Below are 26,936 nucleotides of genomic sequence, written 5' to 3' on the forward strand. Positions count from 1 at the left end.
CGTGGCGAACCTTCAACGGATGGAGACTCCTGCGTGCTGATCCTCAAACTGCTGCTGATTCCCGGTTTTCTGCTGCTGATTTCCCTGGCGGGCAAACGCTGGGGGCCGAGCGTGGCCGGGTGGCTGTCGGGGTTGCCGGTGGTGGTCGGGCCGATTCTGTTTTTCCTCGCCATCGAGCAGGGTCCGGGGTTTGCCGCGCAGTCGGCGGTGGCGGCGTTATCGGCGATGTTCGCGATGATTGCGTTCTGCATCACCTACGCGCAGGTCGCGCAACGGGCGAACTGGCCGTTGGCGCTGACGGCGTCGCTGTCGGTGTGGGCCGTCATCGCTTGGGTGTTGTCGCTGATCCCGGCGTCGCTGCCGTTTTCCGTAGCAGCGGCGGCGATTGCGTTGCTGGCATCGCCTTATCTGTTTCCCACAGTGCAACCGGTGCTCAGCGGCACGGCGCCGAAGTCGGACAAACTGATCTGGCGGATGATCGCCGGCGCCGCGTTGACCCTGGTGGTGACGATGCTCGCCAGCACCGTCGGCGAGCGCTGGAGCGGTTTGCTCGCGGTATTTCCGGTGCTCGGCAGTGTCATGGCGGTGTTCTCGCAACAAACGCGCGGCCCGGCATTTACCGCTGCATTGTTACGGGCGACGGCGACCGGCATGTATTCGTTTTCGGCGTTTTGTCTGGTCTCGGCGCTGACCTTGCCAAGCATGGGGCTGAGTGGATTCGCCGTCGGTGTCGCAGTGTCGGTGGCCATGCTCGGCGTGACCAAACGCCTGTTGGCCCTTCCGCTGGCGAAAGCGCAGGCGCAATAACCACTCGGATGATTCGCGCTGGAACGCCCGGCCCCCTCCGTGGGATGATCGCCCGCCTCGCGCGACCATCCACCGGAGATTCACATGTCATTGTTGAGCAAAAAAGCCGTCGTTCTGTTGGTGGCGGCCCTCGCCGGTTTCGGCGCCCTCCACGCGCAAGCGGCCAAGAAAAATGCCGGCACCGAGAAAGTCTCGATGCTCGAGGGCAAGTTCACCTTTGTGCTGCCAAAAGGTTTCGTCGCTGACCCGCTGCCGACCAGCCCGAGCGGGACCACGGGCACCATGTACACCAACGAGGCCACAAAAACCGTGGTCATTACCGCTGAAAACAAGATCCCCGAAGGCCAGCACGTCAAGGACAACGACGGCCAGTTCCTCGACGGCAGCGTGTCGAGCTTCATCGAAGACCAGCGCAAAGCGCTGCCGGACTTCAACAAGCTCAGCGAAAAGAGCCTGACCCAGAAAGGCACCGGCCTTGGCTTGCGTCAGGTCGACAGCACCGCCACCCAGGGCGGCGGCCAGACCCTCAACACCACGCTGATGGCCGGCTCCGGCACGAAGATGGCGCTGGTGCAGGTGATCTCCCGCGCCAGCGACAAGAAGGGTCACGATGCCCTGGTGAAAACCATCCTCAAGGATTGAGCTGCTGCAACCAGCCGTTCAAGTCGCGCAGCTCGGCCGCACTGATGCTGTGGCCGACGCCGGGATAGGCATGGAACTGCGGTTTATAACCGAGTTTCTGTAACTGAGCGTTGGCCTCGGTGCCGTTCTTATACGGCACCGGATCATCGGCGGTGCCGTGGCCGATAAAGATGTTCAGCGGCAACGGCTGCTGTTCGCTTTTAAGTTCAGCCTTCAACACTGGCAATAAACGCCCGCTCAACGCCGCGATCCCGCCGACCGCCACTGGCGGCCGCAGCCCGACCTCGTAGGTCATCATCGCGCCCTGGCTGAAACCGATCAGGTACACCTTGTCCGGTGTGGTGTGATATTTCTTCGCTGCTTGCGCGATAAAGTCGCGCAGCTTCTGGCCGCTGACCTTCAGATCATCGGTCTCGCCGTTGTAGGCGCCTTCACCCTTCTTGCGAAACCACTGGAAACGTCCTTCACCGAGCGACAGCGGCGCCTGCACCGACAGGTAGTTGTATTGCACCGGCAGCTGAAATTTCATGCCGATCAGATCGGCTTCGTTACTGCCGTAGCCGTGCAGGAAAATCACCAGCGGCCGCGGTTCGGCATCGGCGTGAACCAGTTCGAGGTACTTGAGTGGCAGATCGGATTGCAGCGTGGTTTGCGCCTGCACAGCAGTGGACGCCAGCAGGGTCAACAGAGCAAAGATCTTCAACATAGAGCCTTCCTTCACGGAGTGTCGGGTTCGGGGGGGAGCCTAACATCCTGCGGCGAAGATCCAAATTCGGTGGTGCTGTCGATGCCGCCATCGCTGGCAAGCCAGCTCCCACAGGATTTGTGTGAACACAATGTTTGTGAACACCTTCAATCACTGTGGGAGCTGGCTTGCCAGCGATGAGGCCAGTACCCCCAATGAAGGTTTATATATTGGGTTTGCTGATGGCCCCTTCGCGAGCAGGCTCGCTCCCACAGGGGGAATGCATTTCCAGGGTGGGAGCGAGCCTGCTCGCGAAAGGGCCGGTGAATCCAGTGACGATCCGTCAGTCGTTGGTTAATTTCCCTGTACGAAACGCCACCCGCCCCGCCACTTTCGCCTGCCAGATCCCCGGCTCGGTGTAGCGCCCGCGATCCAGCGCAAACAGCACGCCACTGGTGCCCGCGCGCACGGTGGTCACGCGATCCTGCAACGGATCGACCACCTCAAACAGCGCATCACCCTTCTCCACCCACTCGCCAGCATTGCGCAGAAAACTCACCACGCCATGGTGCGGCGCGAACAGGTATTCGGTGCCCTCGAACGGTAGGCCTTCACAGCACTCGCTCGGCGCCGCCGGCCACTCGCCGCTGATGAAACCCTGCTCAGCAAGGAAACCGAGGATCGCCTCGCAATTGGCCTGCGCCTGATCGACCCGGGTATCGCCCATGCTGCCCAGTTCCAGCGTGGTCGCCAGATTCGCCGCCGGAATCGCGGCGTTGGGGAACGCCCGCGCCAGACGCAGCCACGGCGTCGAGCAGGATTCATCGAACGAACTGCCGCCGGAATCTTCACATAGCAACGCCACGCCGGCCTGCAAACGTGCCGCCAGCGATTGCCACTGTGGCCAGTGCTGCGGCAGCGCGTACAAATGAATCGCCGCGTCGAAATCACAATGCAGATCGAGGGTGATGTCGGCATCGCAGGCATGGCTCAGCAACAAACGATGCAACGCTTCCAGTTGCGAGGCCGGCGCCGGCAGCTCATCGAATACCTGGCCCATGGCTTGGCGGATCAGCGCGACGTTGGCCTCGGCGTCAGTGCCCAATCGTTCACCGATCAACGCCCCGACCGGCGCGCTGAGTTCGACGAAGGCGCGGTTGAAGTTTTTGCCGCTGCCGAGTTCGAAACGGCCCATGTGCGCACCTTGCACGTGTTGATCGAGGCCGATCGGGTTGGCCACCGGTACCAGTTCGATCACGCCCTGCAAACGGCCTTGCTGTTCGAGCTCATTGAGGCGTTGCTTGAGTTCCCACGCGGTGCGCATGCCCGGCAGTTCATCGGCGTGCAGGCTGGCCTGGATGTACACCTTGCGGGCGCCCGCGCCATAGCGGAACACGCTGAGCGAGCGCTCGCTGCCCAAGTGGCTCCAAGGCAGAACATGGTCGATGCGTTGCATGGGAAGACTCCGATGTTTCTGTAGGAGCTGCCGAAGGCTGCGATCTTTTGATCTTGTTTTTCACAAGCAAAGTCAAAAGATCGCAGCCTTCGGCAGCTCCTACATGGGAAATGTGTGAAACAGAATAAATCATGGGCGCAAAAAAAGTGGCCACCGCGCAAACGGGGCCACTTTTTTCTACGGCGTATTAATGGCCGTACACATCAAAGTCGAAGTACTTGTCCTGGACTTTCTTGTACTCGCCATTGGCGCGGATTTCGGTGATGGCTTTGTTGAACTGCTCGGCCAGCGCGGTATCGCCCTTGCGCACCGCAATGCCGGCGCCGCCGCCGAAGTACTTGGCGTCTTCGTAGGTCGGGCCAACGAATTCAAAACCTTTACCCGCGTCGGTTTTCAGGAAACCATCGCTGAGGTTGACCGAATCGGCCAGCATCGCGTCGATACGGCCGGAAACCATGTCGAGGTTGGCTTCCTGTTGCGAGCCGTAACGCACCAGATCGATCCCGGCTGGCACCAACACTTCGGTGGCGTAACGGTCGTGAGTACTGGCACGCAGCACGCCGACTTTCTTGCCTTTGAGCTCGGTCAGCGGGTCTTTGACACCGGAGCCTTCCTTCATCACGAAGCGCGCCGGGGTGTGGTAGTACTTGATGGTGAAATCGACGTTCTTCTTGCGATCATCGGTGATGGTCATCGACGACAGGATCGCGTCGATCTTCTTCACTTTCAGCGCCGGGATCAGGCCATCGAATTCCTGCTCGACCCAAGTGCATTTGACTTTCATCTGCGCGCACAGCGCATCGCCGATGTCGACGTCGAAACCGGCGAGTTTGCCGTCAGGGGTTTTCATCGAGAATGGCGGGTAACCGGCTTCGATACCGATGCGGATCGGCTTGGCGTCTTCGGCCACGGCGGTCAGGGACAACATCGACAGTGCCAGGGCACCGAACATCACTAGCTTCTTCATTTATAACTCCTGTGTGCGGAGGCTTTTATTGGCAGCTTTCGATTCAGCGTTCGGTCATGGCCAATTGGCTACAAAAACCGAAGTGGCCGGCAGTCTATGGCGGCGCGCACAGGGTAAATTGTGTTTAAGCGACAAATACTTATGAAAGATCGGCGCACCGATTGACCGGGGTCAACGGGTGCGCCGTCGTGGTGCAAAGGCTGTAGGACAAGCGCTTTTTTTGCTCAGGAATTCTCTTAAAAGAACGTCAGCATTCGCAGCCGATTGCGGTTTTGGCGGCGTGCTCAACGCTCAGTTGAAAGCCTTCATCGAGCCATCCGGTAACCCCGCCGATCATCTCCTTAACCGGATAACCCAGCGCCGCCAGTTTCACCGCTGCCTTGTTCGCGCCGTTGCAGTGAGGGCCGGCGCAATAGACCACGAACAGCGTGGTTTTCGGGTAGCTGGCCAGTTCTGCCGCCGTCAGCAACCGGTTCGGAATATTGATCGCCCCCGGCACATGCCCGCGCTCAAAGGCCAGCGGGCCACGGACGTCGACCAAGACAAAATCGATCTCGCCAGCCTCCTGGCTACTGAAGACATCGGAACAATCGGTCTCGAAAGTCAGACGATTACTGAAGTGCATCAGGGCGATCGCCGACGGTGCCGCAGGGATGTCGCGAACCAGACTGACCATGGGTGTTGCTCCTTTATCTGAACGGGTGTGAACAGACTTTATCGAGCGGTCGCTTGCGGCTACAGTGGCGCACAAGACACTCACCGGGAATTTTCCGCCAAATGCCGATATCACCAGGTCTGGTTGCGATTCTGGCCTACGACGGCCTCTGCACATTCGAATTTGGCATCGCCGTGGAGGTCTTTGGCCTGACCCGGCCGGAGTTCGATTTCCCGTGGTACTCCCACGCCATAGCGGCGGTCGATCAAGGCCCGATGCGCGCCTTGGGCGGGATTCAGGTGCTGGCCGATGGCGGCCTGGAATTGTTGGCCGAGGCGCGCACCATCATCATTCCCGGCTGGCGCGATCGCAACGCGGCGGTGCCTCCAGCATTGATCGACGCGCTGTGCCAGGCCCATGCCCGAGGTGCGCGATTGCTGTCGATCTGCTCCGGTGTATTTGTGCTGGCGGCCACCGGTCTGCTCGACGGCCACGGCGCCACCACTCACTGGCGTTACACGGCGGAACTGGCGCAGCGCTTCCCGGCGATTGCCGTCGATCCGGATGTGCTTTACGTCGATTCCGGTCAGTTGATCACCTCGGCCGGTAGCGCCGCCGGGATCGATGCCTGCCTGCATCTGGTGGCGCGGGACTTCGGCACGCAGGTCGCCAACTCGGTGGCGCGGCGACTGGTAATGTCGCCGCAACGCACCGGCGGTCAGGCGCAATTCATTCCAACCCCGGTCAGCCCGACGCCGCGCAACGATCTGTCGCGGGTGATGCAATGGGCGCGCGAGCGTTTGCATGAACCGCTGGAAGTGCGTGATCTGGCCAGTGAAGCGGCGATGAGTGAGCGTACGTTTCTGCGGCGTTTTACCGAGGCCAGTGGGCAGTCGCCAAAGGCGTGGTTGCAGCATGAACGGTTGGCGCGGGCGCGGGAGTTGCTGGAGAGCACGCCGCATAACACCGAGCAGATTGCCGAGCGTTGCGGTTATCGGTCAGTGGAGAGTTTTCGTGTGGCGTTTCGCGGCGTGGTAGGCGTGCCGCCGTCGGTGTATCGGGAGCGGTTTGGGCGCGGCGTGAGGGTTGAGTCCTGAGGTGATTTTAAAGGCGCCTTCGCGAGCAGGCTCGCTCCCACAGTTTGGGAATGCATTCCCCCTGTGGGAGCGAGCCTGCTCGCGAAGGCGCCCAGTCAAACGCAGCATCATTTAGACATCAGCCATGAGGCTACAGCGCCTTGCGCCTTTGCCTACAACTACGCCAGAATCCGCCGGCTTGTGCGGCTTGGGGGCTGCCGGTAACTTGGTTCGCGTCACTGAATGTTCAGTGATCGGGTTTAGTCGCTCGGTGGTTTATTGGCAGCATACAGTCCGTTCAGTCAGGCATTCTCGCGCCTGAGCTTAATGGTAGCTGTGCGCAGGGCGCCTTCGGGTGCGCCGGGACTGCTTAGAACCACCGGTCGACTAACCTGCGCATAGCTGCCACCCATTTGTTTAGTCGCAATGAACGTGTCGGCCTCATTAAAAGGTTCTAAGAAATGTTCAAAATAACGCCGAATCCGCCCGAAACAGAAGCGGAAATAGATCCAAATCCAACGTCCCCCTACTCCGAACCGGGCTCCAGAAAACTCCACGAAGCCGCCGAACGCGCCCTCGATCACTATCTGAAACCCACACCGCCGTCACCACCGCGCAGACCCAGCACCATGTTCCTCGTCGACCCCAACACCGGCGCCGAAGACCTCATGGCCCACGCCTGCGAATCCATGGCCTCGGCCAGCATCATGCTCAGCGACTTCGCCGCCCTGCTCGACTCGCCCTACCGCAACACCGTGCTCGGCATCCAGCAAGTGGTCATGCTCGGCGAACTCGCGGTCAACCGCGCCCTCGACAAAATCGAACCCGCACTGAGGCAATAAACATGTCCATCAAAACAGATGCACAAGTCGTCGCGGCACTGGTGGCCATGGGCTTCAACGAACGGGACGGACGCTGGGCACAGAACGCCTGCCTGGTGCTGTTCGAAAGCGAACGCGAATCCATCGTCGCCTCCGCCGTCACCGCCCTTCCCCAACTCGATGAACTGGAAATCGACGCCGTGCTGCCCGCACTGCGCCGCGTGACACGCCGGTTCCCCTCACTGCAAAAAACCGTGGCCGACACACTGGCCGAAATGGCACACGCAGCCTGATTGACCGCGTGATCGTTCTTCGCGAGCAGGCTCGCTCCCACAGGTGTTCACGGTTACTCGCGGCATTCGAGTACACCGCCGTTCCAATGTGGGAGCGAGCCTGCTCGCGAAAGCGTTCTTTCTGCATCGGGCGCGTGAGTCACTAAGCTCGAAAATCCGCGAGGATAAAGGGTGTGTGGTCACGCAAGTAAACGTCGACATCGTCCAGCGAGTGCAACGCTTCACTGGATGACTCCACGCGTTCTTCATCGTCATGACGAATGACCGTGACGAAAAAGGTTTCTTCCTGTCGGACCAACGTCGCAGTGCGTTTGACTGGTCGCCCATCCTCCTGAGCAAAGGACATCGCACGTAACGTTTCATTTTGCAGAGCTTCAGACACGCTTGCTTTTAGGGCCTTGCGTTTGGCGAGCAGTTCTTTCGCGACTACCCAACTGCCAACTGCAGTGGCAGCGGAAACGAAATACATGTAGTTGTAAGTCGATCCTCTGCGCGAGGCATGCCTCTCCACCAGCCAATCGGCAACTTGTGAAACCCACTGCCACACATCCATCGCATTTATTCCCAAGCGTAAAAAACGACCCGGTTTCAATCCTCCCGCGTCAACACTTCCAACAACTCAATCTCAAACACCAGATTCGAATTCGGCGGGATCTTGCCCATCGTCCGCTCGCCATAGCCCAAATGCGCCGGCACCAGCAATTTTCGCTTGCCCCCCACCTGCATGCCCATCAAGCCCTGATCCCAACCCTTGATCACCCGCCCGGTGCCAATCACACACTGAAAAGGTTTGCCACGGCTGTAGGAAGAATCGAACTCGCTGCCGTCTTCCAGCCATCCGGTGTATTGGGTGGTGATCAGCGCGCCTTTGACGGCGGCTTTGCCTTCGCCGACCTGAAGATCGATTACCTGCAGTTCATCATTCATAACATTCACTCTATTGTTCAGCCGGCCGCCGTTTTCCCAGAAATGCCGGGGATTGGCAACCTGCCAGCGCAGATCAACATGTATCCGAACCGAGTATTGAAGCATTAACATAGCCAACCGCCACTACTCTACGGATCGATTCGCCATGCTGGCAGCACCCGAATGACTCTGTTCTGGATCAGCCTCGCCGTGGGCGTGATCATGCTGACCGTCATCGCATTGCTGCTGTGGCGCGAACGCGATTTGCGCAGGCAGCTCGCGCAGTATCGGGATCTGCTGAGACGGGCCGCCGATGGCCAACACATTCAGCAGGACGGCGACGTCGAGCGCTTCAAACGCAGCCAGTACTTTGCGCGCATCGGCACTTGGGACTGGGAAGTCGACACGGATCGGCTGTACTGGTCGGATGCGATTTACGGCATGTTCGGGTTCAAGATCGGCGAAATCACACCGTCCTATGCGCTGTTTTGTTCCTGCGTGCATCCGGACGATCGCACCAAGGTGCGCGAGGGCGAACTGCGCTGCCTGGAGACCGGCGAAAATCACGACGAGGAATACCGCGTGGTGTGGCCCGACGGCACGATTCGCTGGCTGCGGGAAACCGGCAACGTGGTGCGCAACGACCACGACGCGGTGGTGAAAATGATGGGTGTGGTGCGCGACATCACCGAAGAAAAAGCCTCGGCCAGCTACCTGCAACACCTCGCTCACTTCGATCCGCTGACCGGCCTGCCCAATCGCCTAGTGCTGGAACAACGCTTGTCCGAAGCGCTGGATCAAGCTCGCGAGACCGAGACTCGTGTCGCACTGGTGTTCGTCGACCTCAACGGTTTCAAAACCATCAACGACCGCTACGGCCATGCCGCCGGCGACCGGGTGCTGATCACCATGGCCACGCGGCTGAAACGCATCCTGCGTGTCACCGACACCGTCGCGCGCATTGGCGGCGATGAGTTTGTGGTGATCCTGCAAGGCCTGGCGCCGAGCCTGAGCTTGCAGGACGAAGCTCGCAGCATCTGCCAGAAAATCTTCATCGAACTGTCGCCCCCGATCAGCATCGGCAACGACCAGCGCCACATCGGCACCAGCCTTGGCGTGGCGGTGTTTCCGGACCATGCGACAGCCATGGATCGCTTGCTGCACGTCGCAGATCTGGCGATGTATGAGGCCAAGCGCAGTGGCAATAATCAGTATCGGCTGGGGGGTGGGCAGGTGTTCAGTCACGTATAAATTCAGATGCCAGTCACACCAAACACCATTGTGTTACTCGCGAAAAAGCCTCGAGCGTTGCGCGCGCCGTCTACCGAAGGCAGGTTATCTATACTTTTTGAAACCTGTAGCGATCACCTATATAAAATTCCAGCTTCGAATACGGGAACATATTTCAATCATATTGCTCTCAATCTCGGGACGAAACTTCAAATTACTACGACTAAATGACCTCACATACTCTTTTGCCTTTTCAAACTTATTAGTGTACTCAGTAGCTTGTGTGGCTTCATGCCGTGTCAAAAATTCCAGTATCGACTCATACATTCCGATATCCCCAACCCCCTCTAGCGCATTCACTGACTTAAACGACTCCGCAGGAATGCAATTTTCAATTTCTCTGCACTCTGTGACCCACGAATACCCGCCTGACTCTTCTAGAGCACCCATAGCCTTTATTACTCTAGCCTTAAGAGGATCATTTTTGCTGCGCCTATCGCCATCACAAATGAGCACCGCATTTTTGTTAATCCTCAAGACATTTAAAGCCTCGCTGCCCTCATGCTCGGGAACAGACATATCGAAATGTTTCAAGAGACTTCCGCCAAAGTAAGCAAACTGAAAATGCACTCCTTCCTGAATCTCTCCCTTACCAAATATTTCGATAAATTTATTAATAAAAATACGATCCGATGGCCCTTCCACCCAGAGCAAACCATTCGCCTGTAATAGATCGCTGGCTTTATTTCCGAGATCAGACAACACACGATATCCGTGAGAACTATCGCTAACAACGAACCCAACCACTTCGTCATTTACTTTTTGAATATGATTTATTTGCGCGTTATTCGATTCACTGTACGCATCAATGGCCACACTGGAGTGAGTCGTTATAAATATATGGCAATCATTACTTACCGCAAAATTTTCAAGGTACTTAAATAGTCTGCGCTGCAGACTAGGATGCAGATTATTCTCTAGTTCTTCAAAAGAAAATATATACTCGGAAACCAGGGCATCTTCAAACACTGGTCGAACCAACAGATTCAGCAACACCAAAATAATCGTTTTCAGCCCGCTTCCAGACTGAGACAGCGGGTAAAGCTTGGCCCCTTCCTCAGAAAGATAAATTTCCCAGACGTCTCTAGCCTTGTGATATTTGGTTGTCATTTCAATAAAGCGAGTGTCTGGACTGAACACCTCATTCAACGCACTTAAAAATATCTTTGTAATTAGTTCCCTATCCCGTTCTGAATGATGGGAAAGTGCATGAACTATTTGCGTCGCACCTACACCATTGCCCGTGAAAACAATATTTTTCTTATCAACTTCCGGAGCAATATCGCGATCCGCATGTAATCTCACATGTTTTTTATTGAGAATACTCTGAGGCGCGACCCTAGCACTATCAGTCTCATCGCGAAAAAGTCTAGATGAATAGCGCTCAACCAGCGCATACTCCTCAAACTCCGAAACCTCACAACTTACGCCGAGAAAATCAATCGAATCTTCAGATTCACTATAAGTAACAACTGCTCCCTTGAGATGTTCATGACCCACAAGCTCTGACTCGGGTTCACCTAGGTCGATGGTCTCATCAAAATCAATTTTCGCAATTATATCGTCAGTCAGCGTCTGGAAAAGCTCAAGCTCCGGAAAATCACTTCCACCCCAAGTATCTAAAGCACACAAAGTGTCCAATATATCTATAAAACTTGACTTGCCAACATTATTTCTACCGATTAACAAATTAATGTTTTCGATACGATGAAGGCTTACTCCGCGAGACTTGAAACACTTGTAATTTTTGACGGAAAAACCGAAATTGATAGTCATGACAGTCCATGTAATCGCGACAAATAGTCATTTTGCCACTACCTCATACACCGATGTCAATTCAATGTAGTAGATTGATGAACATTAGCCTCGCGTTGAAGACGATCGCTTTCGCGATACGGTGGTCACTTTTTCAATCTGTCCTGGCCTCCCTTCATCTAAATGCCCCAAGGGTTTTACCCGAACGGCGCTCGATTGCAATCAACCGTCCATGGCTGATTATTGCCGGAGATTTAACGCGGGACCGGTTTCATCTCGACAATCGTCCCGTTGGTGATCATCACCATGACGTACTGGTCATTGATCTGTACCCATTGCGCCTGATCAACAGGTTTTTTCAGGCCCTTGGCTTTCCAGTCGATGGCTTTTTCACTGCGCTGATAAATATCCGGAGCACGGTCGTTGACCTTCAGTTCGCGGTCGCTGACCGGGGATTGCACGGCCTGTTCATTTGAGGTTTGCGCCGCTTGAACAAGTGGGCTGATCCCGGCAATGCCGGCGACGAGGGCCAGGCTGGCGATTAGGGTTTTGCTGTTCATCGGTGAACCTCCTGTGATGTGTGCTACCTGAACTCGGACTGCCGGGTTCGGGAAACATTCCTTGTTTTTTCCGTGAGCAGGCTGGGGATTGTAGTTGTCTGTGAGGCCGCCATCGCTGGCAAGCCAGCTCCCACAGGGTTTCTTGGTGTTGCAGAAACAGTAGGTACACCGCAAAAACTGTGGGAGCTGGCTTGCCAGCGATGGCGTCGGCACATTCAACATCTTCATTGACTGACAAACCGCTATCGCCAGCAGGCTGGCTCCCCAGGTTTATCAATAACCTGAAAGGATTGATCCACTTTGCACATCAATCCATGCCAACAATGCAATTAACATCCAGTTACACCTGCGCCACCATCCACCTCAATAAAAACCGTGCGCCGCCCTCCCGTCGCGCACGTCATAAAAGCGGTGGAGTACTTTTCTATGACAGCCTCAATCCCACACAACGGCTCGCGGGCCGGTGCCATTTTCCGGGTGACCTCGGGCAACTTCCTCGAACAGTTCGACTTCTTCCTGTTCGGCTTCTACGCCACGCAGATCGCGGCAGTGTTCTTTCCGGCGAGCAGTGAGTTCGCCTCCCTGATGATGACCTTTGCGGTGTTCGGTGCAGGCTTCTTGATGCGTCCACTGGGCGCCATCGTGCTCGGTGCGTACATCGATGATGTCGGCCGGCGCAAAGGTTTGATCGTCACCCTGTCGATCATGGCCAGCGGCACGATATTGATTGTGCTGGTGCCCGGTTACGAAAGCATCGGCCTGTTTGCCCCCGCACTGGTGTTGATCGGGCGCTTGCTGCAAGGCTTCTCGGCCGGGGCGGAACTGGGCGGTGTGTCGGTGTATCTCGCCGAGATCGCCACGCCGGGTCGCAAAGGTTTCTTCACCGCTTGGCAGTCGGCCAGTCAGCAAGTGGCGATCATTGTCGCCGCTGCTTTGGGCTACGCCCTGAACGCGTGGATGGCGCCGGATGTGGTGGCCGATTGGGGCTGGCGGATTCCGTTTTTCGTCGGTTGCATGATCGTGCCGTTCATCTTTTTTCTGCGCCGTAACCTGGCGGAAACCGAAGAGTTCGCCGCACGCAAACACCGCCCGAGCATGGGCGAAGTGTTCCGCACTCTCGGCCAGAATTGGGGCGTGGTACTCGGCGGCATGTTGATGGTCGCGCTGACCACCACCGCGTTTTACCTGATCACCGTGTACGCGCCGACCTTCGGCAAAACCGTGCTGCACCTGAGCACCTCCGACGCGTTGCTGGTGACCTTGTTGGTCGGCGTGTCGAACTTCTTCTGGTTGCCGATTGGTGGCATGTTGTCCGACCGTATCGGCCGTCGTCCGGTGTTGATCGCCATGTCGCTGCTAGCCCTGGCCACCACCTATCCGGCGCTGTCGTATCTGGTGCAGGCGCCGAGCTTCAGCCACATGTTGCTGTCGCTGTTGTGGCTGTCGTTTATCTACGGCTTGTACAACGGCGCAATGATTCCGGCGCTCACCGAGATCATGCCGGTTGAAGTGCGGGTTGCCGGTTTTTCCCTCGCCTACAGCCTGGCCACAGCGATTTTCGGTGGCTTCACCCCGGCGATGTCGACCTTCCTGATTCAGTACACCGGCGACAAAGCCGCGCCGGGTTACTGGATGAGCATCGGTGCGCTGTGTGCCTTGTGCGCCACTCTTTATCTGTACCGCCGTGCCGGTGGTCGTCTGCAACCTGTCGCGGCCTGAGGAAAACTCGCCATGAAAAAACTGTTTACTGTCACCGCCCTGCTCGCCGGTCTCGCGTTCAACCTCGCGGCCCAGGCCGAAGAGTTGAGCGTGATGACCTCCGGGGGCTTCACTGCCGCCTACAAGATTCTCGGGCCGAAATTCGCTGCCACCAGCGGCAACACATTGACCACCAGCCTCGGTCCGTCGATGGGCAAAGCACCCGAGGCGATCCCCAATCGCCTCGCCCGCGGTGAACACGCCGACGTGGTGATCATGGTCGGCTATGCCCTCGACGACTTGATCAAACAAGGCAAGGTCGACCCGGCCTCGCGCGTTGAGCTGGCGGACTCGCGGATCGGCCTGGTGGTGCGCGAAGGTGCGCCAAAACCGGACATCAGCAGTGTCGACAGCCTGAAGAAAACCTTGCTTGACGCGCAGTCCGTGGCCTACTCCGACAGCGCCAGCGGCGTGTACATCGAGCAGCAGTTGTTCAAGAAACTGGGCATCGAAGAGCAGCTAAAACCGAAGGCAAAAATGATCCCGAAAATCCCGGTCGGCTCGGTGGTTGCCACCGGAGACTATCAATTGGGCTTCCAGCAGGTCAGTGAATTGCTGCCAGTGCCGGGCGTGAGTTTCGTCGCGAAGATTCCGGAATCGGTGCAATCGGTGACGCGGTTTGCCGCCGGTATTCCAGTCGGCGCGCAGCATCCAGAAGAGGCCAAAGCCTTGCTCGCTTACCTCGCCGCGCCGGCCGCGCAAGCTGACGTGCAGGCCACCGGACTGGACTCGGTCAAGCGCTGACAATCGGCGGCTGGACCTTCATTTCCACCACCAGCCGCTCCAGTTCCAGTGCCGCCGGGGTCAACGTGCGACCCCGGCGCTTGATGATGCCGACACTGCGCATCACTTGCGGATCGGTCAGCGGCACTCGCGTCAGGATCGGATGATCCGGCCCGGGCATCGCCATCAGCGGCACCGCCGCCACGCCCAACCCCGCTTCCACCAGACCGATCATCGTCGTGACATGGCGGGTTTCGCAGATGCTCGAGCGCTGCGGCACCACCGTGCTCAACGCCTGATCGAGCAGAAAGCGGTTGCCGGAGGTCTTGTCGAGCGAGATGTAATCCTGCTGATAGAACTCGTCCCAGCTCACGCTGCTGCGCCCGGCCAACGGGTGATCGCGGCGACAGGCGACGACGTAGCACTCCTGCACAAGCGGTTCGAACTCGACTTTGGCATCCTGCGTACCGAGAAAACTCAAGCCGAAATCCGCCTCGCCATTGACCACCGCACTCAAGACATCGTGCGCACTGGAGTCGAGCACTTTGACTTTGATCCGTGGAAATTGCTGGTGATAGCGCGCAACCACACGGGGCATGAAGTAGTACGCCGCCGAAGGCACGCAGGCGACGGTGACGTGGCCTAAACGGGTCGAAGCGACTTCGCTGATGCCCAGCAACGCGACATCGAGATCATCGAGCAAACGCTCGACACTGGGCATGAATCCACGCCCGGCCTGGGTCAGGCTGACCTTGCGCGTGGTGCGTTCGAAGAGTTTCACGCCGAGAGCGTCTTCGAGCTTTTCGATGCGCCGGCTCAACGCCGGTTGCGACAGGCGCACGGTGTCGGCAGCCTTGCGAAAACTGCCCTGCTCGACCACGGCGCGGAAGGCTTGCAGGTCGTTGAGGTCGAAGTTGATGGCCATGGCAGGACTCGGGAGATTGATTCGCTGAGGCTATCAATGTAACCAATTGATGCGATTTTTTACACTGCCCGTTCTGTCGAGAATTGCCGCTGGATGGCAGCAAGATTGCGCTGGCGAATCCAGCCACTGGCCAGACGAATCAGCAGCCAGTAAGGGGTGAAGAGCATTTTGCTGCGCGTGGAAGCGCAATACACAAAGGTTTCGGTGCGCAGCGTGCGCATGCCTTGTGGATGTTCGATGACCTGAAAACGCAGCAGCAGTTTCGCCGCGCGTGGATCATCCAGCGCCTTGAAGGCTTGAGCATCAGCGATATGGCCAGTCTTCAGATCCGGGCGCCAGAAGCGTCCTGCCAGGCCCAGAGACACTTCTGTCGGGGTGCGTTCCAGTAGCGTGAAAGCGTCAAAACCGAACGGGGCGGTTTGCGCCTGCGAAGCTCCGCCCGCCAATCTTCGTAGTATTTTTCCCGGCAACTCGCGCAGGGATAACAGCGCATCGACGACGCGGTCTTCACGCATGTCCAACGCGCAAACGGCGGCGATGATGTCCTCGGGTTGCGCACGGATCGCACCCGACTCATGCCGCTCGTGAAACTGAAACAGCGGCAGAAAAGGCGAAGGATATTGCCACGTCAGATTGTCTTTGCGGCCGATGATGCCCAGTGCGCTGCAGAGTTTTCGCTTCATGAAACAGCTGTCCCGTGATCAGAGGATTTGAACCAAGGCGTGGCACCTTTGAAGGCGATCCGAGGATCGCCGCCAAAGGTGCCATGTCATGCCATTGAGGAGCGGTCAGGCCTGCAAACGCTCACTCGGAGCCAGAGCCGGTTCGTCCGCCAGAGCGGTTTTCTCCGGCACTTCGCAAGGTGCCACAGCGGTCGTGCGACGCAGATCGACCTTCAACGCGCCCCACGACAGCCCGGCACCGAAACCGCACAGCACAACGTGCTCGGCCTGCGGCGTGCCGATCGCGGCATGACGCGACAACACGATCGGAATCGAGGTGGAGCTGGTATTGCCAACGCCATCGATGTCGACCGGCATCTTTTCCGCCGCCACGCCGATCATCCGTCGCAGGTAATTGAGCATGAACGCGTTCGCCTGATGCAGTACCAGCAAGTCCAGCGCAGCAGGACTTGACCCCGTTGCCTCAAGCAAAGCCTTGACGGTCTGCGGGACCCGGCTCAGGGCAAAATTCATCACCGCCGTGCCATCCATCTGCAAACGCTGGATGGTCGCGCAAACGTGGCTGCCCGCCTCCCGGGCGTAGGCGATGTCGGACTGCAGCGCCGCACCGCCGCTGCCATCGGCGCCGCAGAGGAACTCGAACTTGCCTGCACCCGGCTCCAGCAACGTTGCCGACGCAGCGTCACCAAACAGCATCTTCACATGGCGGTCGCGTTCGTCGAGGATTCGCGTGGTCACGTCCCCGGTGCACAGGAGGATTTTCTTGCAGGCACCGGATGAAATCAGCGCGCCCGCCTGAACCAGCGCACTGATATAGCCGGAGCAACCTGCGGCCACATTCAGTACCAGGCAATGCTGCGGCAGGCCGAGGGCCTGCTGCACCATGAAGCCGACACCCGGCACCCACGAGTCAGGCGTCTGGGTCACCACGATCAGACCGTCGATGTCCTGTGCCGCAGCATGCCCTTGATCGAGCAGGTTGCGGCACGCGGCGATGATCAGATCGGAGGTGTGCAGGGTTTTGGTTTCGCGGATCGACTGGATGCCGGTGCTCTTGGCGATGCGCGCAACTTCCTTGGCGCCGAACAGTTCGGCGAAGTCCTCTTCCGTCACACGACGCTCGGGCAGCGCCGCCGTGACCGCCCGAATGGCGACGCCCTCAATGGTCAGCAGGCTCATGCGGCGTCCTTGATTTTGCGGTCGATCAGATCGAACAGATCCTGCACCGTGACCACACGCTCGATCTCCTCGCCCGACACGCTCACGCCGACTTGTTCGAACACCAGCGCGATAATCCCGATTCGCGCCATCGAGTCCCAGTTGTCGCTGTTTTCCAGCCGCGTCTCACCGTGCAGTTCGTCCACCGGGATGAACAGGATTTCAGCGATGCTTGCGCGCATTTTTACCAGATCAACCATGGGTCATTTCCTTATAACGTGATGAGTAAACCGGTCTCACGACTGGGCGAGAACGCCGGGGTGACGCATTTTCTTGAAGCGGCTGGTGTACAGCGGCGTCTCGGCGATGGAGACCACCCGCGGCAGTTGTTCCTGCGCCAGTACGCCGCGAACGTGTTGATACAAGCGGACCTTGAACGCTTCCAGGCTTTCCGGCTCGAACAGCGTGAAACGCGCGGCGACGATCTGCCCGAGCAGTGGGTTGGGCTGCGCGTAAACGACCACATCCGAGACGTTTTCCAGGCCCATCAGCACACTTTCCACGTGTGACGGAAAGACCTTTTTGCCGCCGACGTTGATCAGATCGACCGCCCGCCCCGTGACCCGGAAATAGCCCTCGTGCTCCTCGGCCAGGTCATGGGTGATCAGGTAGCCATCACTCGACAGGTCACCGGCGCTGGCAAGGTAGCCAAGCATGTTGGTTGCGCCGCGCACGTGCAGAATGCCGTCGACCACCCGCAGGCTGTAGTTCGGGTCTTCGATCTTCATCCACGCGCTGTCGCCGGCCTTGCTGCGGCACGGCAGCACGCCGATCTCCGACATCCCGTACAACTGCTGCAATTGCACGTGCGGCATGACGTTGGCAATGCGCTGGATGGATTCCGGTGAACTCGGTTCGGAGCCGAAATAGATGCGCTGCAGACTGCTCGTGTCCCACTTCTGGAAGACCCCGGTGATCGTCGCCAGGTTCAGCAGCGTCGGCGAGACGTGCAGGGTTTGCACGTTGAACGATTCGATGCAGTGACCGACCTCTTGCGGCGAGCGCTCATTGGGCAGAATCAACGTGCCATGGGTCGCCAGCGCCTGCAGCACGGTCACCAGGCCGCCGATGTGATCGAACAGCAGAAACGCCAGAATCGCACCGCAGTGTTCGGCATTCAGGTAGCGCTCGAAGAACGGCGCGATGCTGTGCACCACGCCTTTTGCCGGGCCTGTCGAGCCTGAAGAAAACACAATGAAACCGGCCTGACGCCGCGACAGCAGTCCGCCTACAGTCGGTGGCACGACAGGGTTGGCGTGCTGGACAACCGCCAACTCCGGCGTCCCGCCGATAACGGAAAACCTCGCGCCCGCCGCGCCCGCCAACTGCGCGAGCTGTTCCTCGCCCTTGGGCACAGACAGCGCCACCACGTTGTTGTGCAGCCACAACGCGAACAGCATGCAGACGCTGTTGAAGCTGTAGTTGTCGACCAGCAGTACGCAGGAATCACTGACGGATTTTGCCGCCAGCTCCGCGCTGTACACGCTTATCTGCGCGTGCAACTGGTCATAGGTAAAGCGGCCCTCATCGCTGACGATTGCCGGTTGGCTGCCGGCGCTTTTCAGATGAGCCAAAAATGCTGCTACTTGCATACCCAACCCTCCCGCTCGATCAAACGGCCTGAACTGAAGCTTGCGCCGCAGACAACCGGTCCATGATGTAGGCGATCAGCGTGCCCAGTGTGGCAAACGGCGTGGCGGTTTCGGGCAGGTCGGTGGTATCGGCCAGACGCACCTCAACGCCAAGCTGGCTGCGCAGTTTTTCCTCAACATCGACAATGATCGAGACCAGGGTCAGGGAATCGATGCTGCCGTCCACGCCGTAAAGGCGGCTGTCTTCGCCGCGGGACAAATCGATCGGGGTGCCCAGCAACAGATCCTGTTGCCGAACGGCTGACTCGGTCAGCGCTTTGACTTGATTGAACATTCCAACATTCCTTTATTGGCTGATGCAGGTCCCTGCATTCACTACGCTTGAGACAATGGCGAGTGCGCTTTCTGGTGATCGGCCAACGCCGTGCGCATATCAACGAATATCCCGCTCTTGATCCCATAGGCATCGGGCGCGTCAATCACCGCCAGCATGTCCTTCGCGCGTTGCGCAGGTGACACCATGTAACCGGGCGCCAGGGCTCGTTGCTGCAGCGACTTGAGGTCGGCGAAGTCGGCGGTGCGCTGGCTGAAGCTCACCTGCCGGGACAGACCGGTATCAACGTTGCACAGACCGAGCACCGCGAAGAAGACCTGCGGATTTTCCTCGGCGTAAACACCGCCCAATGCCGCCAGCGCGGCTTTCGACAGGCTGTATGGCAGCGTGCCCGCGCGAAAGCGCACGCCCGCCATCGAGGCTGACAGCACGCATGTCGTCGGGCGCCGGGAAGACGACAGCACGAGGTCAAGCATGGCTTTATTGGCCAGCACGTTGACGTTGAGCACATGCTGCAGCTCATCCAGCGAGAATTCCGCACCACGCCCGGGGACGTTGCCGCTGACCCCGGCATTCAGGAAAACCCTGTCGACGCCCTGTTCCAGAACGCTGGCAAAGTTGTCCTCGAACAGCTCGTCCATCGCGCTCGGCCGGGACAGATCGAACGACCGAAAATGGAAGTCCGGATAGTCCATCAGGCCATAGGGCTGACGACGCGAAGTGCCGAAAACCGTATGCCCGTTTTGCAAATGAAGCAGCGCCAGCGCCTCGCCGATGCCGCTGCTCACGCCCGTGATAAACACCCGCTGGCTGGCCTTCTCGCGAGATTCTGCAGTCGGGTTACGCGTTACGGTGTGCATCAGAATTTACCGGCCGAAAAACCGCCATCGACCGGCATCACCGTACCGGTGACAAACGACGATGCGTCACTCAGCAGCCAGAGGATTGCGGCGGAAATCTCGCCGGGGTTGGCGAAGCGCTTCATCGCCGTCACTTGCAGCTTGTGCCGGGTGGACTCCGGGTTGGCTTTCAGTCGCTCTTCCGAGTTCATGCCGCCCAATGTCGGCCCGGGGCATACGGCGTTGACGCGAATCGAATGCCGCTCAGGCAGGGCTTCTTCAGCGCATTCAATCGCGCAGACCTGGGTCAGCATGTTCAGCGCAGCCTTGCTGGTGGAATAGGCGCTTTGTTTGGCAACCCCCAGCAAACCGGCGCAAGACGAGACGTTCACGATCGAGCCACCCGCATGCTTCGAGATCAGGTTGGTTTCGTGCTTGAGCAACAGCAGCGGGCCCAGCAGATTGATTTCCAGTACGCGCTTCCAGTCAGCGAAATCCATGTCGCGGATCGGCGCGTGTTTTGAAGTGACGCCGGCATTGTTGACGGCCAGATCGAGTCGACCGTGCCTGTCGTTGATGAGGCGGAACAGCTCGATCACCGAGGCTTCGTCGGTGACGTCGCTGCGGATGAACGTGCAGTTTTCGCCGAGACGACTTTGCGCGGTCAGGCCATCGTCTTCGTTGCGGCCGGTGATGTAACAGATGCAGCCGGCTTCGATCAGCTTCTGGCTGACATCAAAGCCGATCCCACGTGTGCCCCCGACAACGAGAGCGATCTTGGCGGTGAAGTTCATTGCAGGTTTTCCTCATAGTGCTGTTGGAGTTGTTCTGGCCGGCGGTAGGCAGGATTGACGCAGCAATACACGCGCTCGGCCATGGGCTCTTTTTTGTCGCGGAAACAAAACGCATCGCCTCGGCAGCGGTTGAGCTGATCGGCTCGCCCCGCCAGTTGCTTGGCGACGAAGTCGTTGTCGGCGAGCATGGAGCGGCCGAACCCGACGAAATCGGCATCGCCACTGGCGATGATTTCATCGGCTTGCGCCACATCCGCGACCGAACCGGTAAAGCCCAGCGGAATCCGCACGAAACGCTTCAGATAGCGGCAACCTTCCCGCGACATGGCCAAGGCCTGTCCGGTATTTTTGAAAAAGAAACGGAAGGTCTCGCTGATGCCCAGCGAACAGGTAATCGCTGCGACCCCTCTGGCCTCCAGCGCGGCGACGACATCACCCAACAGCGCGGCGTGCTGCCCTTCTGCACCGAGGCCGTCATCCATGCCCAGGCGCACAGTGACCGCGACCTTGTGATCGGTGGCCTGGCGGATCCCGTCGACAATCGAAAGCAACAGCCTGGCGCGCTTGAGCGGCGTGCCGCCCCAGTCATCCACGCGCCGGTTGGTCTTTGGCGAAAGGAAGCTGCTGATCAAATAGCCGTTGGATGCCTGTAGCTGGATCAACGTGGCACCGGCCTGTTGCGCATAGCGGGCGGCGACGCAGAACTGTTCGATGCAGCGCTGGATCTGTGCCTCGGTCATCGCCACCGCCCGTGCCTCGGGGTACGCACTGAGGATGCTCGGCGACGCGATGGCGCTGGGGGTCAGAATGATTCCCTGCTTCGACGGCAGTGACTGCGGCCCGTAATGCTGTAGTTGCACGCCCAACGGGAAACCACGCGCCCGCGCCGCTTCAAACAGCGGCCGCAGGGCCTGCGCGTGGGCCGCCGAAGTCAGACGCAGACCACGGCTGTTGTAGCGTGCATCGGCGTCGACGCTGGCATTGCCGAGAAAGCCAAAACCGGCACCGCCGTCCATCAAAGCTTGATAGACCGAGAAAAACGCCGGTTGCGGGAAGCCGTGTTCGTCACACAGATCCATGCCGAGCGAGGAAAAATACAGTCGATTTTTCGCCACTGCCTGCGTGCCGAAATGCAGCGTTTGGGTGGCCGCCTGGAAAGTCGGGGTTGCCACGATCATTGCTGCAAGGCTGCAAGGGCCGGCTCATCGAGGTGGACAAAGCCGCGCTTGATCATGTCGCTGATCACTTGCAAGCCGTTGAAATCTACCTCGGCGAATTCCCACGAAGAATGCTCGCCCTGCCCGACGCGGCGGATGCCGGCGGTAAAACTCAATTTGCCTTCATAGACGATGTGCAGAGTGACCGGCTCGGACATATCTGCCGTTGTCGTCACGCAACCGCTCTTGCCCAGGCCCAATAGCTGCACTTCAACTTTGCGCCCCTGCGCGTCGCTGATCGTGCAGGCCAGCTTCAACGGTTGCAGCGGTGCAAACCAGTCGTTGCAGTAGATGAAGATATTGCGGGTCTTTTCGAACAGCGGCATGTCGATCACGGTGGCTTTGGTGTCGACGGTGGCGAACAGGGTCTGACGTTGATAGAACGCGACGCGCAGATGGATTTTCTTCGGCGATGTGGCATCGCTCGGGGTCATGTTGTCGACCACCAGTTCGATCGGATACATCAGCTCTGCGTAAGCGAAAAAACTCGCGTTCAGCTCATTGACGCTGACGGTGACGGCACCGCGCGCATGATCGGTGTGGTGATACAGATGGTGATAAACCGCTTGCCGCGCCGCCTCGATGAACATCGTCCCCGGCACATGTTCGTGCGCCTTGCGATAGAAGAAATAATTGTCGGCGTTATTGATGAAGCGGAACGAACTGGCGCGGCGAATCGCCGGGATCGATTCGCACAGCGCGGCCACGCTGGTTTCCAGGCTGTCGCTGCGGATTCCAGCTGCCTCCAGCTGTGCGGCGACGATCTGATAAGGCAGCGCCCTCAGCCGATTCCATTCATCATCGGCACGAACTTCTTCCATCCGGTTCTTTTTCTGCAGCGCTGGCGCAATCTCGAAGCGGCGTGGCAGGTTGGCGCCTGCAGCGTAATTGCGTACCAACGGGTTATGCCCGTTGGCCTCGACCAGTGTGTCGTTCATATACAGCGGCAGCGCGTCTCTGGGGGCGCCAATCAAAACGTCGTCAGCCGAACCTTTGTGCAGGAGGTCGGGCGCAATGCTGTCGTTATTCATCGTTATCAGCTCATCTCGGTAGTTGTTGTATTTGTTGTTCTGCGGGGCTGGCGTAGCCTTCGGTCAAGAGGCTTCCATCACGTCGCGCTCTTCTTCGCTCAGTTGCCTGGCGATGACGGTGGATGGCTGCCATGACTCGACACCGTGAATGACCGGCTTGTCCGCCAGAATCTGTTCGATGAGTTCTTTCTCGCGCAGTCGCGCCGCCGCAATCGAGCGCTGCTTGACGTGGCCGTAGCCGCGAATCGAATCCGGCAGATTTGCCCAGGCGACGAACGCCGACAGATTCTCCGAGTTCAATTTCGGTAACAGGCGTTGCAGGGTTTGCTCGTAGTCATTGAGCAAGCGACGCTCTTCGCGGCGTTCGGCAGAGAAGCCCAGCGGATCGAACCGGGTGTTGCGCAACACCCGGCCCTTGGCCAGGACCTTCAGCAACGGCAGGATCCAGCCGGAAAACGCGATCTTTTTCGGCTCGCCGGTGCTCTCCTGGTTCTTGCGCAGCAGCGGCAAGGCAAAGTGAAATTTCAGGCGAACGCCACCGTCGAAGCGGGCCTTCAGCGAGTCGGTGAAACTGCGCGTGGTGAGCAGCCGTGCAACCTCGTACTCGTCCTTGTAAGCCATCAGCTTGAAGAGGTTGCGTGCCACTGCCTGGGTCAGCGCGCTGTCATTACCGGCCGCCGGTAGCGCTCGCAGTTGCTCGATGACCTTGCGGTAACGCGCCGCATACGCTGCATTCTGGTAGCTGGTGAGGAATTCGCTGCGATGGTTGATCAGTTGTTCGAGGCTTTCGTGGCGGCCGCGCATGTCGCTGATGTCGCGGATCGCAATCGTCGACACGGCATCCATGGGTTGCTCCAGGTAAGGCGCGACAAAAGCTGAATCCTGCGCCCACAACCGGCCCCAGGCGAAAGCCAAATGGTTGGTCGCGGCGCTGCCGGCCAGATCAATGGCTTTTTTCAGCGCCGGCAGCGACACCGGTATCGTGCCCTTCTGCCACGCGTAACCGAGCAACAGCATGTTGGCTTGCATCGGGCTGACCAAGCTGTTCGCCAACTCACCGGCATCCAGGCTGTGGAAGTGTTCGGCACCAACCTTTTGCTGCAGAAACGTTTGAATCGCGTCGGTTTCTATACCCAGTCCGGTATTGCGCAACATTGCGCCAGTCTGGGTCAGGGCACTGTTGGCGATGACCACGGTTTTGTCCGGTCGCAGCGTTGCCAGCGCATCGTCTTCACTGGCCACCACCAGATCGGCCGCAAGCAGCAGGTCGGCACCGCCGATGTCGATGCGGTGCTGGTGCAACGCATCGGCGTCGCCGGCCAGACGTATGTGGCTCAACACGGCGCCGCCCTTTTGCGCAAAACCGGTAAAGTCGAGCACGCTGACCGCACGTCCGTCGAGGTGGGCGGCCATGGCAATCGCCCGCGCCACGGTCACCACACCGGTGCCGCCAACACCCGCCAGGAGCATTTCATACGGCAGGTCGAGCGCACGCGCGACTGGCGGCAGCGCCAGCGCTTCGGCCCGCGCCAGCACCTGGGCGCTGTCGGCGAGTTTGCGCGGTCGTTGCCGCAGCTTGCCGGTCACTGTCACAAAGCTTGGACAGAAGCCCTTGATGCACGACAGATCGGTGTTGCACGAGTGCGGATCGATGCGGCGCTTGGCACCGAACGAGGTTTGCACCGGGATCACCGACAGGCAGTTGGATTTGACCTGGCAGTCGCCGCAACCTTCACAGACCGCTTCGTTGATGACCACTTCAGTCTTCACCAGCGAGGCCGGCAATTGCTTCTTGCGTCGACGACCTTCGACGGCGCAGACCTGATCGAAAATCAGCACGCTGACGCCACGGGTGTCGCGCAGTTGCAACTGCACTTCTTCGAGCTTTTCACGGTGAAAGACTTCGATGCCCTGAGGCAGACTGTCATGCGCCAGGTATCGCTGCAGGTCGTCCGCCACCACCACGATTCGCTGCGCGCCTTCGGCCTTGAGCAGTTCAACGGCTTTCTTCACCGTGAGCTTGCCGTCGATCGGCTGGCCGCCGGTCATGGCCACCGCGTCGTTGTAGAGCAGCTTGTAGGTGATGGTCGCGCCGGCCGCGATGGCCTGTCGCACCGCGAGGAATCCGGAGTGAAAAAAGGTCCCGTCGCCGATGTTCTGGAAGATGTGCGGGGTCTGTACGAACGGTGCCTGGCCCAGCCAGTCGACCCCTTCTCCACCCATCTGCACGCTGCCGGTGGTCGAGCGTTCAGGCATGCGCGCGGCCATGGCATGGCAACCGATGCCGAGCCGCGCTTCACTGCCCTTGGGCACCTGAGTGGAGGTGTTGTGCGGGCATCCGGAACACAGATAAGGCGTGCGCCGGATCCACTCTTCAACTCGCGAGACGCTGGGCAGGCACCAGAAATCCGGGAGACTCAGGTCAATGCCCATGCCTTGCAGACGCTGCTTGAGCAGTACGGCGATGCGCGACGGACGCAGCTCTTCGTGATCCGAGATCAGTGGTTGGCCGTGTTCGTCGGTCTTGCCGATGATCACCGCACGCTGGTCATGCGCAGCGTTGTAGTACTTCTGTTTGAGCTGCTCTTCGACAATCGCTTGCTTCTCTTCGATGATCAGCACATTGCCGGCGCGTCGGGTCCAGGCGTCCAGCACAGGCGACAGCGGATAGACCAGGTTGATCTTGAGCAGCGCGACGCCGGCGTTTTCCAGTTGCTCAAGGGAGATACCACATTGCTGCAAGGCCTGGCGCACGTCGCCATACGCCTTGCCCACCGCACCGATGACCAGCGTCGGCCGGGCGGGCGCGGTGACCGCGGTATCGATCGGGTTCGCCAAGGCAAAGGCCCGGGCGGCGTCGAACTTGAACGCGGTCCGGCGCTCGATCTGCATGCCCGGCAGGTCCGGCCAGCGCCAATGCAGCCCGTCTGGTCCCGGATTGATCTCGGGGGTGACGAATTCGGGTAGCGGGATCGATTCAACGGAGGCAGTTGCCTCGACGGTTTCGGTGATGGCCTTGAAGCCCACCCACAATCCTGAAGTGCGTGACAGCGCCCACCCCCACAGACCGCAGCGTTCGTAATCATCAAGGCCTGCCGGATGAATCACCGGCAAACCCCAGGCGATCAGCGTGCGGTCGGATTGATGCGACATCGATGACGACACGCAACCGTGATCGTCACCAGTGACCACCAGAACCCCACCGTTGGGCGACGAGCCATAGGAACTGCCGTGCTTGATCGCGTCACCGGAGCGGTCGACCCCGGGCCCCTTGCCGTACCACATGCCGAACACGCCGTCATACAGACGCTGCGGATCAGTTTCGACGCGCTGCGTGCCGATCAGGGCCGTGGCTGCCAGATCTTCATTGATCGCGGGCAGAAAACGGATGTTCGCACTCTCCAGAACAGCCTTGGCCTTGACCAGCTCGCGGTCGACACCACCCAGCGGTGACCCCCGGTAGCCACTAACGAACCCCGCCGTGCGAATGCCGTTGGATCGATCCAGTTCAGCCTGGGACAGCAGCAACCTCACCAACGCCTGCTGGCCACTCAAAAAGACCCGTTCGTTGGGCAGTGCGTGTTCCCGGCAGTAGATCGAGCGACTGTCATACCGCTCGATACGCGACAATGGCGCCTGAGTCTCATCAGTCGCGAGTTTGTCCGGTTGCAGCCGTTGGCGTTCTGAATCAATGGAATCCAAGTACACAGTTTCAAATCCTTATGAAAACTTCACATTTAATGTGCTTAATTGCGCACTACAGCAGAGGTTGCATCAAAACACTTGATCACTACTCGACGAATTCACGAGGTATAAGCACTTGAATAGCGCGCGCAAAAAAACGCACTCGCACGGCTCCGCGATTTATAGAGAACCGATCGATTTTTTTTGTACTTTCGTTATAAACGC

Annotated in this window: 27 protein-coding genes; 8 read left to right on the forward strand and 19 right to left on the reverse strand. The window is 58.9% G+C overall.

Features of this window, described 5'->3' with window-relative positions:
- Positions 1-33 precede the first annotated feature (33 nt).
- The gene (locus ACZZ0A_RS14110; RefSeq protein ID WP_463543337.1) at positions 34-807 is read left to right on the forward strand and encodes a hypothetical protein; all 774 of its coding nucleotides are present in this window, start codon (positions 34-36) and stop codon (positions 805-807) included.
- Between the two features lie 84 nt (positions 808-891).
- The gene (locus tag ACZZ0A_RS14115) at positions 892-1,449 is read left to right on the forward strand and encodes a DcrB/PsbP domain-containing protein (protein ID WP_034156140.1); all 558 of its coding nucleotides are present in this window, start codon (positions 892-894) and stop codon (positions 1,447-1,449) included.
- Here the strand turns inward: ACZZ0A_RS14115 and ACZZ0A_RS14120 are convergent.
- From ACZZ0A_RS14120 to ACZZ0A_RS14135, 4 genes are all read right to left on the reverse strand, one after another.
- Positions 1,439-2,155: an alpha/beta hydrolase gene (locus ACZZ0A_RS14120; protein ID WP_463543338.1), complete on the reverse strand. Its 717-nt coding sequence runs from the start codon at positions 2,153-2,155 to the stop codon at positions 1,439-1,441. The two genes, ACZZ0A_RS14115 and ACZZ0A_RS14120, sit on opposite strands and share 11 nt — an antisense overlap.
- A 322-nt stretch (positions 2,156-2,477) precedes the next feature.
- Positions 2,478-3,590: a succinylglutamate desuccinylase/aspartoacylase family protein gene (locus ACZZ0A_RS14125; RefSeq protein WP_463543339.1), complete on the reverse strand. Its 1,113-nt coding sequence runs from the start codon at positions 3,588-3,590 to the stop codon at positions 2,478-2,480.
- 187 nt (positions 3,591-3,777) lie between these two features.
- The gene (locus ACZZ0A_RS14130) at positions 3,778-4,557 is read right to left on the reverse strand and encodes an ABC transporter substrate-binding protein (RefSeq protein ID WP_016984244.1); all 780 of its coding nucleotides are present in this window, start codon (positions 4,555-4,557) and stop codon (positions 3,778-3,780) included.
- A gap of 247 nt (positions 4,558-4,804) precedes the next feature.
- Complete coding sequence (locus ACZZ0A_RS14135; RefSeq protein ID WP_463543340.1) at positions 4,805-5,233, reverse strand: rhodanese-like domain-containing protein; 429 nt, start codon at positions 5,231-5,233, stop codon at positions 4,805-4,807.
- Positions 5,234-5,334: 101 nt separating this feature from the next.
- Between ACZZ0A_RS14135 and ftrA the strand changes: the two genes are divergently transcribed.
- From ftrA to ACZZ0A_RS14150, 3 genes are all read left to right on the forward strand, one after another.
- Entirely contained in the window at positions 5,335-6,309 is a 975-nt protein-coding gene (gene ftrA, locus ACZZ0A_RS14140; RefSeq protein ID WP_463543341.1) for a transcriptional regulator FtrA, read from the forward strand.
- 440 nt (positions 6,310-6,749) lie between these two features.
- Positions 6,750-7,130: a DUF6124 family protein gene (locus tag ACZZ0A_RS14145; RefSeq protein ID WP_320337627.1), complete on the forward strand. Its 381-nt coding sequence runs from the start codon at positions 6,750-6,752 to the stop codon at positions 7,128-7,130.
- A gap of 2 nt (positions 7,131-7,132) precedes the next feature.
- The gene (locus ACZZ0A_RS14150; protein WP_463543342.1) at positions 7,133-7,402 is read left to right on the forward strand and encodes a hypothetical protein; all 270 of its coding nucleotides are present in this window, start codon (positions 7,133-7,135) and stop codon (positions 7,400-7,402) included.
- Positions 7,403-7,544: 142 nt separating this feature from the next.
- On the opposite strand, the gene ACZZ0A_RS14155 is transcribed toward ACZZ0A_RS14150, so the two are convergent.
- Both ACZZ0A_RS14155 and ACZZ0A_RS14160 read right to left on the reverse strand, forming a co-directional pair.
- Positions 7,545-7,955: a hypothetical protein gene (locus ACZZ0A_RS14155; RefSeq protein ID WP_007915052.1), complete on the reverse strand. Its 411-nt coding sequence runs from the start codon at positions 7,953-7,955 to the stop codon at positions 7,545-7,547.
- A gap of 35 nt (positions 7,956-7,990) precedes the next feature.
- The gene (locus ACZZ0A_RS14160; RefSeq protein WP_053121462.1) at positions 7,991-8,329 is read right to left on the reverse strand and encodes an FKBP-type peptidyl-prolyl cis-trans isomerase; all 339 of its coding nucleotides are present in this window, start codon (positions 8,327-8,329) and stop codon (positions 7,991-7,993) included.
- Between the two features lie 162 nt (positions 8,330-8,491).
- On the opposite strand from ACZZ0A_RS14160, the gene ACZZ0A_RS14165 reads away from it, so the two are divergent.
- Entirely contained in the window at positions 8,492-9,559 is a 1,068-nt protein-coding gene (locus tag ACZZ0A_RS14165; protein ID WP_463543343.1) for a diguanylate cyclase domain-containing protein, read from the forward strand.
- A gap of 117 nt (positions 9,560-9,676) precedes the next feature.
- Here ACZZ0A_RS14165 and ACZZ0A_RS14170 read toward each other — a convergent pair whose 3' ends face one another.
- On the reverse strand, positions 9,677-11,374 hold the full coding sequence (locus tag ACZZ0A_RS14170) for an ATP-dependent nuclease (RefSeq protein WP_463543344.1): 1,698 nt from the start codon (positions 11,372-11,374) through the stop codon (positions 9,677-9,679).
- 233 nt (positions 11,375-11,607) lie between these two features.
- Complete coding sequence (locus ACZZ0A_RS14175) at positions 11,608-11,913, reverse strand: RcnB family protein (protein WP_122598649.1); 306 nt, start codon at positions 11,911-11,913, stop codon at positions 11,608-11,610.
- A 426-nt stretch (positions 11,914-12,339) separates the two neighbouring features.
- Between ACZZ0A_RS14175 and tcuC the strand changes: the two genes are divergently transcribed.
- Together tcuC and ACZZ0A_RS14185 are read left to right on the forward strand one after the other, a co-directional pair.
- Positions 12,340-13,632, forward strand: coding sequence for an MFS transporter (tcuC, locus tag ACZZ0A_RS14180; RefSeq protein WP_007915042.1), 1,293 nt, complete (start codon positions 12,340-12,342; stop codon positions 13,630-13,632).
- A 12-nt stretch (positions 13,633-13,644) separates the two neighbouring features.
- Complete coding sequence (locus tag ACZZ0A_RS14185) at positions 13,645-14,415, forward strand: substrate-binding domain-containing protein (RefSeq protein WP_463543345.1); 771 nt, start codon at positions 13,645-13,647, stop codon at positions 14,413-14,415.
- Here the strand turns inward: ACZZ0A_RS14185 and ACZZ0A_RS14190 are convergent.
- From ACZZ0A_RS14190 to ACZZ0A_RS14240, 11 genes are all read right to left on the reverse strand, one after another.
- Positions 14,405-15,319, reverse strand: a complete 915-nt coding sequence (locus tag ACZZ0A_RS14190) for a LysR family transcriptional regulator (RefSeq protein ID WP_007915038.1) — start codon at positions 15,317-15,319, stop codon at positions 14,405-14,407. The genes ACZZ0A_RS14185 and ACZZ0A_RS14190 overlap by 11 nt on opposite strands.
- A gap of 59 nt (positions 15,320-15,378) precedes the next feature.
- Entirely contained in the window at positions 15,379-16,002 is a 624-nt protein-coding gene (locus ACZZ0A_RS14195) for a hypothetical protein (RefSeq protein ID WP_007915036.1), read from the reverse strand.
- Positions 16,003-16,107: 105 nt separating this feature from the next.
- Complete coding sequence (locus ACZZ0A_RS14200) at positions 16,108-17,181, reverse strand: ketoacyl-ACP synthase III (protein ID WP_123376660.1); 1,074 nt, start codon at positions 17,179-17,181, stop codon at positions 16,108-16,110.
- A complete protein-coding gene (locus ACZZ0A_RS14205; RefSeq protein WP_123376659.1) occupies positions 17,178-17,420 on the reverse strand; it encodes an acyl carrier protein in 243 nt (80 codons plus the stop codon). Before ACZZ0A_RS14205 ends, ACZZ0A_RS14200 begins: the two co-directional genes overlap by 4 nt.
- A 36-nt stretch (positions 17,421-17,456) precedes the next feature.
- On the reverse strand, positions 17,457-18,812 hold the full coding sequence (locus tag ACZZ0A_RS14210; protein ID WP_463543346.1) for an ANL family adenylate-forming protein: 1,356 nt from the start codon (positions 18,810-18,812) through the stop codon (positions 17,457-17,459).
- 19 nt (positions 18,813-18,831) lie between these two features.
- The gene (locus ACZZ0A_RS14215) at positions 18,832-19,146 is read right to left on the reverse strand and encodes a hypothetical protein (protein ID WP_007915028.1); all 315 of its coding nucleotides are present in this window, start codon (positions 19,144-19,146) and stop codon (positions 18,832-18,834) included.
- Positions 19,147-19,187: 41 nt separating this feature from the next.
- Positions 19,188-20,006 (reverse strand): SDR family oxidoreductase, encoded by an 819-nt coding sequence (locus tag ACZZ0A_RS14220; RefSeq protein ID WP_463543347.1) that lies wholly within the window; start codon positions 20,004-20,006, stop codon positions 19,188-19,190.
- A complete protein-coding gene (locus ACZZ0A_RS14225) occupies positions 20,006-20,779 on the reverse strand; it encodes an SDR family NAD(P)-dependent oxidoreductase (RefSeq protein WP_007915024.1) in 774 nt (257 codons plus the stop codon). The genes ACZZ0A_RS14220 and ACZZ0A_RS14225 overlap by 1 nt, the downstream gene beginning before the upstream one ends.
- Positions 20,776-21,957 carry an oxidoreductase gene (locus tag ACZZ0A_RS14230; RefSeq protein ID WP_463543348.1) on the reverse strand — a complete coding sequence of 394 codons (1,182 nt, stop codon included), beginning with the start codon at positions 21,955-21,957 and terminating at the stop codon, positions 20,776-20,778. The genes ACZZ0A_RS14225 and ACZZ0A_RS14230 overlap by 4 nt, the downstream gene beginning before the upstream one ends.
- Entirely contained in the window at positions 21,954-23,027 is a 1,074-nt protein-coding gene (locus ACZZ0A_RS14235) for an AfsA-related hotdog domain-containing protein (RefSeq protein ID WP_463543349.1), read from the reverse strand. The genes ACZZ0A_RS14230 and ACZZ0A_RS14235 overlap by 4 nt, the downstream gene beginning before the upstream one ends.
- Before the next feature lie 63 nt (positions 23,028-23,090).
- Positions 23,091-26,735 (reverse strand): indolepyruvate ferredoxin oxidoreductase family protein, encoded by a 3,645-nt coding sequence (locus ACZZ0A_RS14240; RefSeq protein ID WP_463543350.1) that lies wholly within the window; start codon positions 26,733-26,735, stop codon positions 23,091-23,093.
- Positions 26,736-26,936 lie beyond the last annotated feature (201 nt).

It is taken from the genome of Pseudomonas sp. AC242 (genome assembly GCF_979258655.1).

What these genes read in the sequence shown, in the direction of transcription:
- ACZZ0A_RS14150 (WP_463543342.1), top strand. Translation starts at nt 7,133, where the DNA reads ATGTCCATCAAAACAGATGCACAAGTCGTCGCGGCACTGGTGGCCATG.
- ACZZ0A_RS14155 (WP_007915052.1), bottom strand. Translation starts at nt 7,955, where the DNA reads ATGGATGTGTGGCAGTGGGTTTCACAAGTTGCCGATTGGCTGGTGGAG.
- ACZZ0A_RS14170 (WP_463543344.1), bottom strand. Translation starts at nt 11,374, where the DNA reads ATGACTATCAATTTCGGTTTTTCCGTCAAAAATTACAAGTGTTTCAAG.
- ACZZ0A_RS14210 (WP_463543346.1), bottom strand. Translation starts at nt 18,812, where the DNA reads ATGCAAGTAGCAGCATTTTTGGCTCATCTGAAAAGCGCCGGCAGCCAA.
- ACZZ0A_RS14225 (WP_007915024.1), bottom strand. Translation starts at nt 20,779, where the DNA reads ATGAACTTCACCGCCAAGATCGCTCTCGTTGTCGGGGGCACACGTGGG.
- ACZZ0A_RS14220 (WP_463543347.1), bottom strand. Translation starts at nt 20,006, where the DNA reads ATGCACACCGTAACGCGTAACCCGACTGCAGAATCTCGCGAGAAGGCC.
- ACZZ0A_RS14145 (WP_320337627.1), top strand. Translation starts at nt 6,750, where the DNA reads ATGTTCAAAATAACGCCGAATCCGCCCGAAACAGAAGCGGAAATAGAT.
- ACZZ0A_RS14115 (WP_034156140.1), top strand. Translation starts at nt 892, where the DNA reads ATGTCATTGTTGAGCAAAAAAGCCGTCGTTCTGTTGGTGGCGGCCCTC.
- ACZZ0A_RS14135 (WP_463543340.1), bottom strand. Translation starts at nt 5,233, where the DNA reads ATGGTCAGTCTGGTTCGCGACATCCCTGCGGCACCGTCGGCGATCGCC.
- ACZZ0A_RS14190 (WP_007915038.1), bottom strand. Translation starts at nt 15,319, where the DNA reads ATGGCCATCAACTTCGACCTCAACGACCTGCAAGCCTTCCGCGCCGTG.
- ACZZ0A_RS14120 (WP_463543338.1), bottom strand. Translation starts at nt 2,155, where the DNA reads ATGTTGAAGATCTTTGCTCTGTTGACCCTGCTGGCGTCCACTGCTGTG.
- ACZZ0A_RS14200 (WP_123376660.1), bottom strand. Translation starts at nt 17,181, where the DNA reads ATGAGCCTGCTGACCATTGAGGGCGTCGCCATTCGGGCGGTCACGGCG.
- ACZZ0A_RS14160 (WP_053121462.1), bottom strand. Translation starts at nt 8,329, where the DNA reads ATGAATGATGAACTGCAGGTAATCGATCTTCAGGTCGGCGAAGGCAAA.
- ACZZ0A_RS14215 (WP_007915028.1), bottom strand. Translation starts at nt 19,146, where the DNA reads ATGTTCAATCAAGTCAAAGCGCTGACCGAGTCAGCCGTTCGGCAACAG.
- ACZZ0A_RS14235 (WP_463543349.1), bottom strand. Translation starts at nt 23,027, where the DNA reads ATGAATAACGACAGCATTGCGCCCGACCTCCTGCACAAAGGTTCGGCT.
- ACZZ0A_RS14165 (WP_463543343.1), top strand. Translation starts at nt 8,492, where the DNA reads ATGACTCTGTTCTGGATCAGCCTCGCCGTGGGCGTGATCATGCTGACC.
- ACZZ0A_RS14205 (WP_123376659.1), bottom strand. Translation starts at nt 17,420, where the DNA reads ATGGTTGATCTGGTAAAAATGCGCGCAAGCATCGCTGAAATCCTGTTC.
- ftrA (WP_463543341.1), top strand. Translation starts at nt 5,335, where the DNA reads ATGCCGATATCACCAGGTCTGGTTGCGATTCTGGCCTACGACGGCCTC.
- ACZZ0A_RS14175 (WP_122598649.1), bottom strand. Translation starts at nt 11,913, where the DNA reads ATGAACAGCAAAACCCTAATCGCCAGCCTGGCCCTCGTCGCCGGCATT.
- tcuC (WP_007915042.1), top strand. Translation starts at nt 12,340, where the DNA reads ATGACAGCCTCAATCCCACACAACGGCTCGCGGGCCGGTGCCATTTTC.
- ACZZ0A_RS14125 (WP_463543339.1), bottom strand. Translation starts at nt 3,590, where the DNA reads ATGCAACGCATCGACCATGTTCTGCCTTGGAGCCACTTGGGCAGCGAG.
- ACZZ0A_RS14195 (WP_007915036.1), bottom strand. Translation starts at nt 16,002, where the DNA reads ATGAAGCGAAAACTCTGCAGCGCACTGGGCATCATCGGCCGCAAAGAC.
- ACZZ0A_RS14185 (WP_463543345.1), top strand. Translation starts at nt 13,645, where the DNA reads ATGAAAAAACTGTTTACTGTCACCGCCCTGCTCGCCGGTCTCGCGTTC.
- ACZZ0A_RS14130 (WP_016984244.1), bottom strand. Translation starts at nt 4,557, where the DNA reads ATGAAGAAGCTAGTGATGTTCGGTGCCCTGGCACTGTCGATGTTGTCC.
- ACZZ0A_RS14230 (WP_463543348.1), bottom strand. Translation starts at nt 21,957, where the DNA reads ATGATCGTGGCAACCCCGACTTTCCAGGCGGCCACCCAAACGCTGCAT.